The sequence below is a fragment of the Achromobacter sp. ISS7 genome, from assembly GCF_056523125.1.
The window spans coordinates 3,828,043-3,840,577 of record NZ_JAWRZD010000001.1; the positions used below are offsets into that span (position 1 = coordinate 3,828,043).

Sequence of the window (12,535 nt, forward strand, 5' to 3'; positions counted from 1 at the left end):
CATGCAAGCCCTGAACCGCGTCGTCGCCGCCGCCACCAGCCGCAACGATATCGTCCTGGCGGTCCTGATCGTCTCGATCATCTTCATGATGATCCTGCCGCTGCCGACGACGCTGGTCGACGTGCTGATCGGCGCCAACATGACGCTGTCCGCCATCCTGCTGATGGTGGCCATGTACCTGCCATCGCCGCTGGCGTTCTCGTCGTTCCCGTCGGTGCTGCTGGTCACCACGCTGTTCCGCCTGGGCATCTCGATCGCCACCACCCGCCTGATCCTGCTGCAGGGCGACGCCGGCCACATCATCGAGACCTTCGGCAATTTCGTGGTCGGCGGCAACCTGATCGTCGGCCTGGTGGTGTTCCTGATCCTCACCATCGTGCAGTTCGTGGTCATCACCAAGGGCGCCGAGCGCGTGGCAGAAGTGGCGGCGCGCTTCTCGCTGGACGCCATGCCCGGCAAGCAGATGTCGATCGACGCCGACCTGCGCGCCGGCACCATCGACATGGACGAGGCGCGCAAGCGCCGCTCGGTGGTCGAGAAGGAAAGCCAGCTCTACGGCGCCATGGACGGCGCCATGAAGTTCGTCAAGGGCGACGCCATCGCCGGCCTCATCATCGTCGCGGTCAACCTGCTCGGCGGCATCCTCATCGGCACCATGCAGCGCGGCCTGACCGCGGGCGAGGCGGTGCAGGTGTATTCGATCCTGACCATCGGCGACGGCCTGATCGCGCAGATCCCGGCGCTCTTCATCGCCATCTGCGCCGGCATCATCGTGACCCGGGTGCAGACCGGAGACGGCCCCTCCAACGTCGGCAAGGACATCGGCGCCCAGGTGCTGGCGCAGCCGCGCGCGCTGCTGATCGCCGCCGCCATCGCGGTCGGCATGGGCCTGATCCCCGGGATGCCCACACTGACCTTCCTGGCGCTGGCCGCGGTGGTCGGCACCATCGGCTTCGTGCTGCTGCGCGGCACGCGCAAGGTGGTGGACGAGAAGACCGGCGAGATCACCGAGATCCCGGCGCTGGCGGCCGACGGCCAGAAGCCGCAGGCCAAGCCGCGCGCCGACGGCAGCGCCGAGTTCGCGCCCACGCTGCCGCTGATGATCGACGTGGCCGCCGCGCTGCAGCGCAGTTTCGACGCCGACGAACTCAACGAGGAACTGCTGAAGATCCGCCGCGCCCTGTACTTCGACCTGGGCGTGCCCTTCCCCGGCATCCAGCTGCGCTTCAACGACGCGCTGGCGGCGGACACCTACAACATCCTGCTGTCCGAAGTGCCGGTGTCGCAGGGCAAGCTGCGGCCGGGCGCGGTGCTGGTGCGCGACACGGAACAGAACCTGCAGGCGCTGCAGGTTCCCTACGAAACCGACAAGCGCTTCCTGCCCAACATTCCCACGCTGTGGGTCGAGGCGCGCCTGGCGCCGACCCTCTCGGCCGCCGGCATCCCGTTCCTGGATCCGCACCAGGTGCTGACCTGGCACCTGGCCTTCGTGCTGAAGAAATATTCGTCGGATTTCATCGGCATCCAGGAAACCCGCTTCCTGCTGACGGCCATGGAAGACCGCTTCCCCGACCTGGTCAAGGAAGCGCTGCGCGTGATGCCGGTGCAGAAGATCGCCGAGATCCTGCAGCGGCTGGTGTCCGAGGACATCTCGGTGCGCAACCTGCGCGCGGTGCTGGAAGCGCTGATCGAGTGGGGCCAGAAGGAAAAGGACTCGGTGCTGCTGACCGAGTACGTGCGGGTCTCGCTCAAGCGTCACATCAGCTACAAGTATTCCAGCGGCCAGAACATCCTGCCCGCCTACCTGCTGGCGCCCAACGTCGAAGAGACGGTGCGCGGCGCCATCCGCCAGACCTCGGCGGGCAGCTACCTGGCGCTCGACCCCAACGCCTCGCGCAAGCTGGTGGACAACATCAAGCGCGCCACCGGCGACCTGAGCGCGGCGGCGCAGAAGCCGGTGCTGCTGACCTCGATGGACATCCGCCGCTACCTGCGCAAGATGATCGAGCAGGACCTGTATGAGCTGCCGGTGCTGTCCTACCAGGAACTGACCCAGGAAATCAACGTGCAGCCGCTGGCCAGGGTGGACCTGTGAACCCGCCCGCAACCGGAGCCCCCTCATGAGCGAAGCGCTGGAACTGCGCGTGCTGTCCGGCCTGCATCGCGATGCGCGCTGCCTGGTCGCGGACGGCGCGGTGCTGGGCGCCGACCCGGCCTGCGACATCGTGCTGGCCGACGACGGCATGGGTCCGCGCGCCGCGCGCGTGCGCATCGGCGAAGGCGGCTGGGACCTGGCGCTGGACGATGGCGCGCCCAGCCAGCAGCCCGGCACGCCGTTCAACCGGCCGGTGCCGCTGGGTCCGGTCTGGATCACCGTGGCCCGCCGCGGCGACCCCTGGGCCAACGCGCCCGACGCCGCCAACGACGCGCTGGCGCGCGTGGCGGCCGAACCGGACGCCGCGCCCGAAACGGTGCCCCCGATCGCGCCGGCGGCCACGCCGCCGGTCAGCGACGAAGACCGCCAGCTGGAGCGGCGCCTGCCGCTGCCGCCCGCGCAAGGCCGGCGCCGCAAGCGTGACTCCTGGCCCATGGTGCTGGGCCTGGCCGCGGTGGTGCTGACCATCGTCGTCGCCATCGTCCTGACCCTGATGCCGCAATCCACCGCCAGCCGCGCGCCGCAGGTCGACCCGCGCCTGGCGGCCGCGGAAAAATCCGTGGGGCAGATCTCCGCGGTCTTCGAGCGCATGGGCCTGGCCTCGCGCCTGCACGTCTCGATGGCGCGCGACGGCGTGGTCACGGTGTCCGGCTGGGTGCGCAACGCCGCCGAACAGGATGCCGTGGCCTCGGCGCTGTCGCAGATCTGGCCGATGCCCGCCATGCGCATCAGCAACGAAGACGAGGTGGTGCGCACCGCCCGCACCGCGCTGCGCGCCTTCAACGTGCGCTACGAGCCGCGCTACGAGGGCGATGGCCGCCTGAACGTCGCCGGCATCGCCAGCAGCGCGCGCGAACGCGCCTCGGCGCTGGATGCGCTGCGCGCGCAACTGCCCGGCATGACGGTGCTGGGCAACAACATCGCGCTGACGCAGCAACTGAGCGACACGCTATCCAGCCAGTTGGTGGACGCGGGCCTGTCCGGCGTCACGCTCGCATGGAAGCCCGACCACCTGGAAATCGCCGCCGGCGCGCTCGACGACGACCAGCAGGCGCGCCTGCAGGACGTGTTGAACGAGTTCAACCAGAACCACCTCGGCGTCGCCAGGCTGGCCGCGGCCAGCGCCTCGCCGGCGGCCGACAGCGTGCCATTCGTGATCCGCAGCGTGGTCGGCGGGCCGCAGCCCTTCATCGTGCTGGAAGACGGCAGCAAGCTGCTGGTGGGCGGCGTCTACCGCAAGTACCGCCTGGTCGCCGTGGAAAACACCCGCATCATTTTCGAAGGCCCGCGCGCCGCCATCGTGACGCGCTGAACTCCCAACCGCCGCCCCCGACACCATGACCGATCCGACTGCCCTGACCGAACTGGAACAACGCCTGGCCGCCCCCGGCGGCGGCGCCTTGCGCGCCGCCCTGTCGCAACGGCTCGCCGAACTGGAACACGCTGCCGGCCAGCGCCTGGATTCTGGCCTGGTGCCGGTCGCGTTCCAGCAATACCAGGCGGTGGCGCAGGCCGCCGCCGCCGCGCGCGCGGTGCTGGCCGCGCTGCCGCTCGACCCCCGCGAAGGCGCCGACGCGCCGCCCGCCGCTTTTTCTCCCCTGAATCGCTAGGAGACGCATCATGGCTTTGAACGGTTTGACCGGCTCGTCCGGCCTGAATTTCAACAGCGTGAACAACACGATCTACGACAGCATCCGTTCGCAGGAAAGCAACCTGCAAACGACGCTGTCCAACCTGCGCACCAACGCCGACGGCAGCGTGTCGCAGGCAGACATGTTGAAGATGCAGCAACAGGTGCAGCAATGGACCATGCTGATCGAGATCCAGAGCACGATCACCAAGCAGATCGCGGACTCGCTCAAGGGCGTGATCCAGAAAGCCAGCTGAACCGGCTCCGGCGCCCGCCGCGCGGGTTCACACCGACTGCATCATGAAGGCGGGATTGCGCCACGGCGCGTCCGCGCCCGGCTCGGCGCGCGCGGCGCGCTTCTCCCAGGCCTCAACCTGGTTGAGCAGCGCATCGATCGCGGCCAGCAGCGCGTCCGCGCCGCATTGTTCGCGCGCCACGCCCAGCTGCAGGTGCATGCGGCCATCCGGGGCCGCGCACGCCACCACGCCGCCGCCCGCCTGCAGGAAGTTGCCCTGCGCGGCCAGCAGGGCCAGCGCGCCGTCCATCTTGCCCCCGCCCACCGCGCACGACAGCAGGATCTGGCCGCGCGCGCCATGCGCCATCAGCTGCACCAGGTGACGGCCATCGAATGCCAGCTGGCACAGGCCGCCCTCGGCGGGCGCCAGCGCGGGAATGCCCAGGGCCTGGCCGAGTTCGGAAAGCACCTGGGCGAATTGAGGGTCTGACACGGTGACGAGTGGCGATGCGGGCGCGACGGGCGCGGCCGCTCGAAGCGCGAGATGGACGAACCGCCATTATGGCACCCGCGCCGCGCGAATCCCAAGCCTCGGCAGCTCGAGCGCCCGGGCCGCTTGCGGCGGCTGCCGGACTTCGAGCATGGACAAAAGAACAGCGAACGATTCAGAGCGGCACCGCCGCCCTGGCCTCGCACACCTTGGCCAGGCGGCGCGCATCGCCGTCGAGCTCGCGCCACAGGCGCAGCAGCCGGTCCGCGCCGCAGCTGCGCGCATCCAGCGCGTAACGCGCATAGCCGAGCCAATGACGTTCCTGCGGCGCCAGCCCGCCTTCGGCCACCGCCAGCACCTCGCCGGCCAGGGCATGCACCGCGGGATCGTGCAGCGCGTCGCGCATGGCGTCGGCGCGCATGGCCCGCAGCCGCAGCCAGCCCCACGACCGCAGCAGGTCCTCGGCTTGCGGCAGGTTGCGCATCAGCCCCAGCTGCAACGCGGACGGCGCCATCACCAGCGTCGCCGCGACCTCGCGCCCCGCCTCGCGCAGCAATTGCGCGTCGGCGAAACCGGCGCCGGGCGCGCGGCCTTCGATGTAGCCGCTCGCGCCCAACTGGGCATACAGCTCCTCGATGCCGCCCGGCCGCCGCCAGGCCTCGCGCAGCGCCTCCAGCGACGGCGGCGTCGCCAGCCGGTAGCGCCAGCGCGCATCGAGGAAATGCGCGAACTGCGAATACTCGAAATGCGCGCCCTGCGGCGCGATGGTGACGCCTTCCCCCGTGTCCGAGCGCCGGCCCGGCCAGCCGTCCGACGCCAGGAACGCCGACAGGCAGGGCGACCCGCGCAGGTATACGCCAGTGGCCGACTTGTAGCCATCGTCCGCCGCCAGCGGCAGGCAGCGGCTGGCGGTGCCGGGCGCGAACATCCAGCGGAAATAATCGCCCAGGTCCACGAACGGCCGTTCGGGCAGGCGCTGCAAGTGGTAGTCGCCGGCATAGCGCGAGTGGCGGAACATGCGGTCCCACACCGTCAGCCGGTTTTCCTTCAGGCCGGTCGCGCGGCCGTTCTCCAGCGGGCTGTTGGCGAAGATCGCGATGCTGGCCGGCGCCAGCGCCAGCACCACGTTGAGCGCGCGCGCCGCCTGCGCCACGTCCACCGATGTGCACGGGCTGTTCTGTGCCTTGGCATCGATGCCCACGCGATGCAGCCATTCACGATGGCCCACCAGCTCGCGGTAGATCGGCCGCGGCACGTGCACCGTCGCGTACCACGACGGGTCCAGCGTGCAGTCCGGATGTTCCGACGCATTCAGCAGCACCGCGCCTTCCGCTTCCAGCGCGCGGCTGGCATCGTGCAGTTCCCGCGTGGCGCGCCGCGCCAGCTCGGCCAGTCCGCCGTCGTCTTCGGACACCGGCGCGAACGCGGTCTCGAGCAGGTTGAAGCCGTTGTCCAGGCCGCTCTCGCCGGCCGCCACCGACACGCCGACGATGCGCTCGCCGATGCGCGTCAGGCCAGGCGCCTCGCCACGTGCCGCCTTGATCGCGGCCAGCGCCTCGAAGTAGCCGCCCACCGGATGGCTGGCGCCGGTATCGCGCCGCGCCACCGCCATCTCCATTTCCAGCCCCAGCGTGCGTCCCGCGCGCGGCGTCATCGCGCCGCTCCGGCGGCGCGCGAGCAGGTCCGGCGGTCCGGAACGGAAGGGGTGGCGGCGTGCATCAAGACTGTCTCCTTGTTCTGTTGGCGCAGGGCGCGCCGCAAGCTGAGTAACACCGATGGCGCCGCCGTTCCCCGGCGGCCGGCGAGATCGCCTCAGTCGGGCTCGGCCATGTCCTGGAAGCGCCGCGTCAGGATGTCGACGAAGGCCTCCGTCACCACCGACGGCGCGGTCTGCGCGGGATAGGCCATGCAGACCCGCACCGGCAGCTTGGGCGTGAACGGGCGTATCGCCAGCTGCTGCGCGAAGACGTCGGCGATATACGGATTGACGATTCCCAGGCCGGTGCCGGCCGCGGCCAGCGCGCAGATCGTCGATGAATACGTGGTCTCGATTTCCGACACCGGCTGCACCTGGTGCGCCAGCATCGCGCCGCGCAACTGCAGGTACACGTCGTCGTCGGCGTTCAGCACCAGCAGCCGGCGTTCGTTCAGGTCGGCGATGCCGATGGCCGGCAGCGCCGCCAGCGGATGGTCCGGCCGCATCACGCAGACCGCCGCGCTTTCGTGCAGGCTTTGCAGCGCCAGGTGCGCGCCATCCAGCGGCACCGTCGTCACCACCACGTCATAGGTGCCATGCAGCAGCCCCTCGCGCAGATACTGGCTGCCCACGGTCTGCATGTTGATGTGCACGTCGGGATAGCGCTGCGCGAATTCCTCGACCGCGCCAGGCAGCATGCCCAGGCCCAGCGCCGGCGTGCAGGCCAGCCGCAATACCCCGCTGCCGCTGCGCCGCATGGCGGCCACGCGGTCCTCGATGCGCTCCAGGCCGACGAAGTGACGCTTGACCGTATCGAACAGGTCCTTGGCCTCGCGCGTCGGCCGCAGGCGGCCGCGCTCCATGTCGAACAATTTCAGGCCGCTGGCCTGTTGCGCCTGCGCCAGCAGGCGGCTCACCGACGGTTGCGTAGTGCGCAGCATCTGCGCCGCGCCGGTGGTGGTGCCGGCCAGCATTACCGCGTGGAAGGCTTCGATCTGACGGAAATTCAGCGGTCGGCTCATGGGGTCACAGGGTATAGCAAACTTGCATAGACTATGCCGAAAAAAGAATTTTTTCAAATACTTAGCCACTCCTACACTCGTGGCTCTTCGGGTGCTCCTGTTGCGCGCCTCAACGAAAAACCAACCGCTGTAGGGGAAATACCATGCGTTCAAGCCGTCCCTGGCGCCGCCGCGTCCTGCAAGCCCTTTGCCTGACCCTGGCGAGCGCGGCCCTGCCGTTCGCCGCCCAGGCCCAAGCCAATTATCCGGAACATCCGTTACGGATCATCGTGCCGTTCACCGCGGGCGGCAGCTCCGACATCCAGGGACGCCTGCTGGCCGAACACCTGGGCAAGCTCTACGGCCAGCCGGTCGTGGTCGAGAACCGTCCCGGCGCGGGCGGCCATATCGGCGGCAAATACGTCGCCGACTCCGGCCCCGACGGCTACACCCTGCTGCTCGGCTCCATCGGCCTGCATGCCACCTATGGCGTCTATAAGAACCTGAACTACCGTCCCGCCGACGACCTCAAGGTCATCACCGTCGTCGCCGAAATGCCGCACGTGGTCGTGGCCAGCCCCACCCTCGAAGCCAGCACCCTGGCCGAGCTGACCGCCCAGGCCAAGGCCAAGCCCGACAGCCTGCACTTCGGCTCGGCCGGCGTCGGCTCTTCGGTGCATATGGTAGGCGAACTCTACAAAATGGCCTCGCAGGCCCCGATCGTGCACATTCCCTACCGCGGCAGTTCGGCCGCCATCAACGACCTGCTCGGCGGCCAGATCCAGCTGCTGTTCGAGAACGTGCCCACCACCATCGGCTACATCCAGAGCGGCAAGCTCAAGGCGCTGGCGATTACCGGCGCCACCCGCTCGGCCGCGCTGCCGAACGTGCCCACCGCCGCCGAGGCCGGCCTGCCGGGCCTGACCGTGACATCCTGGACCACCCTGGCCGCCAGCAAGGACGTGCCCGACGCGCTGATCGAGAAGATCAGCGCCGACCTGCGCCGCGTCTATGCCGATCCGTCGTTCCGCGCCGGCCTCGAGCGGCTGGGCATGACGCCGGTGGGCAACAGCCCGGCCGAGGCGCGCGACTTCGTCGAGCGCGAGCGCGCCCGCTGGAACAAGGTCATCGAGACCGAACACATCAGCGCCGGCTGACCTTCCCATTCTTCATTTGATGAGTCGCATGACCACTCCCGCCATCGCCTGCCGCCGCCTGCAAGACGCGCCGTGGCATCACTTCTTCGGCTACTACAACAAGACCGTCTGGCACCGCGGCGGCCGCTACCTGCTGGCCAACCGCACGCCGGTCAAGGACGCCGTCCTCACGCCCGAGCTGCGCGCCGAGGTCGGCTACTTCGACCTGCAGGACGGCGACCGCTACCACGCCGTCGGCGCCACCACCGCCTGGAACTGGCAGATGGGCTGCCAATTGCAGTGGCTGGACGGCAAGGCCGAGCCGCAGCTGATCTACAACTGCCGGCGCGACGACGATGGCGGCTTCTATCCCGGGTTCCGTTCGGCGGTCTACAACCTCGTCACCGGCCAGACGCGCTACCTGCCGCTGCCGATCTACGTCGCCGCCCCCAACAGCCGCTACGCGCTGTGCGTGGACTACCGCCGGCTCTACATCACGCACCAGACCATCGGCTACAGCGAACACGCGCCGGCGCCGGTGGCCAACGCGCCGGCGGACGACGGCATCCACACGCTCGACCTGGACAACGGCGCGCACCGCCTGCTGGTCAGCTACGCCGACCTGCGCGACTTCCACCCGCGCGCGTCCATGGCGCGCGCGATCCACTGGGTCAGCCACATCGAGGTCAACCCGTCGTCGACGCGCATCCTGTTCCTGCACCGCTGGACCGAACGGGTCGAGGACGAAACCTGCTTCCTGCACCGCCTCATCACCATGAACCCGGACGGCAGCGACATGCGCCTGCTGGAATGCTCCGACCATCCGCTGCCGCAGCTGGCCGACGATTTCGATCCGGACGCGGTCGGCACCTTCGACTACGAGAAATCGGAATACCAGATCTCGCATCCGCTGTGGCGCGACGACCGCTCGATCATTGTCTGGGGACCGCATGCCGGCAGCATCCACTACCACCTGTACGAAGACGCCGACGGCGGACAGGTGCAGGTGGTGGGCGACGGCGTCCTCACCGAGAACGGCCACATGACGTTTTCACCGGTGGACAGCCGCTGGCTGCTGAGCGACACCTATCCCGATCCCGTCACCCACGAACGCATCCTGTTCCTCTACGACATGCGCACCGGGCAGCGCCATGACCTCGGCAGCTTCTACGCCGACCCGGGCCTGTCCAAGGAAAACCGCTGCGACCTGCACCCGCGCTGGAGCCGCGACGGCACGCAGGTGTGCGTGGACTCGGTGCACGAAGGCGAACGCCAGATGTACGTGCTGGACGTCGCGCCGATCGTGAAGGCCTGACGCCGCTCAGCCTTCGCGCGCGACCTGGCGCAGCGCCTGCTCGAACACGTCCGCCGGCTGGCCGCCGGACACCAGGTACTTGCCGTTCAGGATCACCGACGGCACCGAGGTGATGCCGCGGTCGCGCCATTCGGCTTCTTCCTTGCGCACCTCTTCGCTGTAGCGGCCCGAGGCCAGCACCGCGCGCGCCTCGGCCGCGTCCAGGCCGGCGTCGGCCGCCGCCTGCACCAGCACCTCGACGTCGCTGGTGTCCTGGTTGTCGAAGTGATAGGTCTCCAGCAGGCGCTTTTTCAGCGCCGTCTGGCTGCCCTGGCCCTCCAGGCCGGCCCAATGCAGCAGGCGGTGGGCATCGAAGGTATTGAACGAGCGGTTGTCGTCGCCCATGCGCATGCGCATCCCGACCGCCGCGGCGCGCTCGCTGATCACCTTGCGATTGGCCTGCACCTGCTCGCGGCTGTAGCCATACTTGGCCATCAGGCGCTCGATGGTGTTCTGCCCGCCCTTGGGCATGTCGGGATTGAGCTCGAACGGCCGGAAATGCAACTCGACCTCGGCCTCGTCGCCCACCCGCTCGATCGCGGCCAGCAGGCCGCCCAGGCCGACCGCGCACCAGGGGCAGGCGACATCGGACACGAAATCAACAGTGATCTTGGACATGGAACTCTCCGGGAACAGACGGTCAGCGTAGAACATTGCGGCGCGGCGCCTGGCAAAAGCCCTGGGCCCGCCAGGGATTCAGGAAGAAACGGGCAGCGGGCGTCTCGCACGCCGGCCGCACCGGGTCAATCCCCGCCGGCAACCGCCCGCAACGCATCGATCAGCAGCTCCGCCGGCCGCGACAGCGAGCGGCCCGACCGCCGCAGGATGCCGATGAACCGGTACAGCGGCGGATCCTCGATCGAAATGCGGCGCAGGCGGTTGGCATCGCCGCTTCGCACCACCAGTTCCGACAGCACCGCCACCCCCAGCCCCTGCGCCGCCATCGCCATGATGGTCGAGTTGTAGACGGCCTCGTAGGCCGCTGGCAGCGAGATCCGGTTCTTGTCGGCCGCGGCTTCGATGTGCATGCGGATGCTGCTTTCCCTGACCGGCAGAATCAGCGGCGGCCCCGCCAGTTCCCTGAGCGTCACGCTGTCGCGCGTGGTCCACGGATAGTCGGGCGCGACAAAGGCGCAGAAACGGTCGGTCATCAACTTTTCCCACACCAGCTCCTGGTCGCGCTTGACCGGGCTGCCCACGCCAAAATCCACCTCGCCGTTGCGGATCAGGTAGGTCAGGCGGGCCGCGACGGTGTCGCGTATGCGCACCGTGATGCGCGGGTATTCACGGTTCAGCCGATGAATCGCGCGAGGCAACAGGCCGGCGGCCACCGACGGCAGGGCCGCGACCGTCACCGTGCCGCGATCCGGATCATTCGCATCCCGGGCGTAGGTGACCAGGTCTTCGATCTCCACGACCAGGCGTTCGATGCGGGAGAAAAGCTCCTGGCCCTGGGGCGTGAGATTGACGCTTCTGCGGTTGCGGTCGAACAACTGCGTACGCAGGTGCGTCTCGAGCTGCTGGATCTGGATCGTCAGCGCCGACTGAGAGATGTTCAGTTCGTACGCGGCGCGCGTGAAATTGCCCAGGCGCGCAATGGCAAGAAAGGCACGCAACTGCTTGAGATCACCCAGCATTATCGAAATCTCCCCATTTGATATCGCAGCCGGTGAGCTATTTGTTTTTTTGAAAACTCTATTCGTTTATTTGAATTTTACCAATCACAACCACCTCGGTAAATTGTGCTCCAGCACTTGACCAAGCCTTTACACGGGGAAAAAGATGTCCGAGATCAGCAAGGTGGTTGTGGTGGGCGGTGGCACCATGGGATGCGCGATCGCCGCCATGTTCGACGTGGCGGGGTGGCGTGTCCACGTGGCCGAATCGGCGGCGCAGGCCCGCGGCGCCATCCCCGCGAAAGTGCGGGCGGCCCGGCAGGCGCTAGGCGCCGAAGGCGACGCGGAATCGCTTGTGGTGCACGGCGCGCTGGCCGAAATCGACTGGAATGGCGTCGACATCGTCATTGAATGCGTCTTCGAGGACCTTGCGCTCAAGCAGACCGTCTTCGCCGAACTCGAAGCCCTGTGCCCGGCCCCGACGCCGCTCACCAGCAATTCCTCCAGCTTCCCCATCAGCCAGATCGGCGCGGGCCTTTCCACGCAGCGCCGGATGCTGGGGCTGCACTTCTTCATGCCCGCGCACCTGGTTCCCGCGGTCGAAGTGGTGTGCAGCGCCGTTTCCGATGCCGCGATCGCCCAGCAGGTCAGCGATATCATGCGCGCCGTCGGTAAGAAGCCCATCCGCGTCAAGCGCGACATTCCGGGCTTCCTGGCCAACCGGATCCAGCATGCGCTGATGCGCGAAGCCATCGCTTTGGTGGAAGAGGATTTCGCCTCGGCCGAGGACGTCGACGCCGCGGTCCGCTATGGCTTCGGCTTTCGCTACATCGCCGCCGGCCCGTTGCTGCAAAAAGACCTGGCCGGCATCGACATTCATTGCGCCGCCGCCGCCACGATGTACCCCTACCTGCGCACCGACCAGGCGCCCAGCGCCTACATGCGCAAGCTGGTGGACGAGGGCGACATCGGCGTCAAATCGGCCAACCTGCGCGGGTTCTACCAATGGACGCCCGAGCAGGTCGCCATCGAGCAGCAGCGCTACGAAACCGCGCTGCGCAAGGCCGCCCGCATCCTTGCCGACGAGGAGAGCCATCGCTGACATCGCGCAAGACCGCAGCGCCAATCTCAAAAAAAACAAACGTTGGCAATACCGATTACCACCAAGGGGAGAATTGATGAAGCGAAACCACCAGACCGGGGAGGCCCTATGAGCGAACGC

General features: G+C 68.2%; 12 protein-coding genes. 7 read left to right on the plus strand and 5 right to left on the minus strand.

Annotated elements, in window-relative coordinates; translation table 11 throughout:
* Nucleotide 1: 1 nt before the first annotated feature.
* Genes sctV through AC1HFW_RS17260 form a run of 4 tightly spaced genes read left to right on the plus strand, consistent with a single transcriptional unit; the run spans nt 2 to nt 4,042 of the window.
* A complete protein-coding gene (gene sctV, locus AC1HFW_RS17245) occupies nt 2-2,095 on the plus strand; it encodes a type III secretion system export apparatus subunit SctV (RefSeq protein WP_006392826.1) in 2,094 nt (697 codons plus the stop codon).
* 25 nt (nt 2,096-2,120) lie between these two features.
* Entirely contained in the window at nt 2,121-3,467 is a 1,347-nt protein-coding gene (gene sctD / locus AC1HFW_RS17250; RefSeq protein ID WP_241074286.1) for a type III secretion system inner membrane ring subunit SctD, read from the plus strand.
* A gap of 25 nt (nt 3,468-3,492) precedes the next feature.
* Nucleotides 3,493-3,765 carry an EscE/YscE/SsaE family type III secretion system needle protein co-chaperone gene (locus AC1HFW_RS17255; protein ID WP_006392824.1) on the plus strand — a complete coding sequence of 91 codons (273 nt, stop codon included), beginning with the start codon at nt 3,493-3,495 and terminating at the stop codon, nt 3,763-3,765.
* A gap of 10 nt (nt 3,766-3,775) precedes the next feature.
* Nucleotides 3,776-4,042 (plus strand): EscF/YscF/HrpA family type III secretion system needle major subunit, encoded by a 267-nt coding sequence (locus AC1HFW_RS17260; protein WP_006392823.1) that lies wholly within the window; start codon nt 3,776-3,778, stop codon nt 4,040-4,042.
* Nucleotides 4,043-4,069: 27 nt separating this feature from the next.
* Here the strand turns inward: AC1HFW_RS17260 and AC1HFW_RS17265 are convergent, their stop codons facing one another.
* From AC1HFW_RS17265 to AC1HFW_RS17275, 3 genes are all read right to left on the minus strand, one after another.
* Nucleotides 4,070-4,513, minus strand: coding sequence for a CesT family type III secretion system chaperone (locus tag AC1HFW_RS17265; protein ID WP_104021627.1), 444 nt, complete (start codon nt 4,511-4,513; stop codon nt 4,070-4,072).
* Between the two features lie 172 nt (nt 4,514-4,685).
* On the minus strand, nt 4,686-6,164 hold the full coding sequence (locus AC1HFW_RS17270; RefSeq protein WP_479284576.1) for a glutamate-cysteine ligase family protein: 1,479 nt from the start codon (nt 6,162-6,164) through the stop codon (nt 4,686-4,688).
* A 158-nt stretch (nt 6,165-6,322) separates the two neighbouring features.
* Nucleotides 6,323-7,228 carry a LysR substrate-binding domain-containing protein gene (locus AC1HFW_RS17275; protein ID WP_061072488.1) on the minus strand — a complete coding sequence of 302 codons (906 nt, stop codon included), beginning with the start codon at nt 7,226-7,228 and terminating at the stop codon, nt 6,323-6,325.
* A 143-nt stretch (nt 7,229-7,371) separates the two neighbouring features.
* On the opposite strand from AC1HFW_RS17275, the gene AC1HFW_RS17280 reads away from it, so the two are divergent.
* Together AC1HFW_RS17280 and AC1HFW_RS17285 are read left to right on the plus strand one after the other, a co-directional pair.
* Nucleotides 7,372-8,364, plus strand: coding sequence for a Bug family tripartite tricarboxylate transporter substrate binding protein (locus AC1HFW_RS17280; RefSeq protein WP_061072489.1), 993 nt, complete (start codon nt 7,372-7,374; stop codon nt 8,362-8,364).
* Between the two features lie 28 nt (nt 8,365-8,392).
* Nucleotides 8,393-9,658 (plus strand): hypothetical protein, encoded by a 1,266-nt coding sequence (locus AC1HFW_RS17285; RefSeq protein WP_420534868.1) that lies wholly within the window; start codon nt 8,393-8,395, stop codon nt 9,656-9,658.
* 6 nt (nt 9,659-9,664) lie between these two features.
* Here the strand turns inward: AC1HFW_RS17285 and AC1HFW_RS17290 are convergent, their stop codons facing one another.
* Both AC1HFW_RS17290 and AC1HFW_RS17295 read right to left on the minus strand, forming a co-directional pair.
* The gene (locus AC1HFW_RS17290) at nt 9,665-10,315 is read right to left on the minus strand and encodes a DsbA family oxidoreductase (protein ID WP_006392817.1); all 651 of its coding nucleotides are present in this window, start codon (nt 10,313-10,315) and stop codon (nt 9,665-9,667) included.
* A 125-nt stretch (nt 10,316-10,440) separates the two neighbouring features.
* Nucleotides 10,441-11,334, minus strand: coding sequence for a LysR family transcriptional regulator (locus AC1HFW_RS17295; RefSeq protein ID WP_479284580.1), 894 nt, complete (start codon nt 11,332-11,334; stop codon nt 10,441-10,443).
* Nucleotides 11,335-11,479: 145 nt separating this feature from the next.
* Between AC1HFW_RS17295 and AC1HFW_RS17300 the strand changes: the two genes are divergently transcribed.
* On the plus strand, nt 11,480-12,415 hold the full coding sequence (locus tag AC1HFW_RS17300; protein ID WP_479284581.1) for a 3-hydroxyacyl-CoA dehydrogenase family protein: 936 nt from the start codon (nt 11,480-11,482) through the stop codon (nt 12,413-12,415).
* Nucleotides 12,416-12,535: the final 120 nt, after the last annotated feature.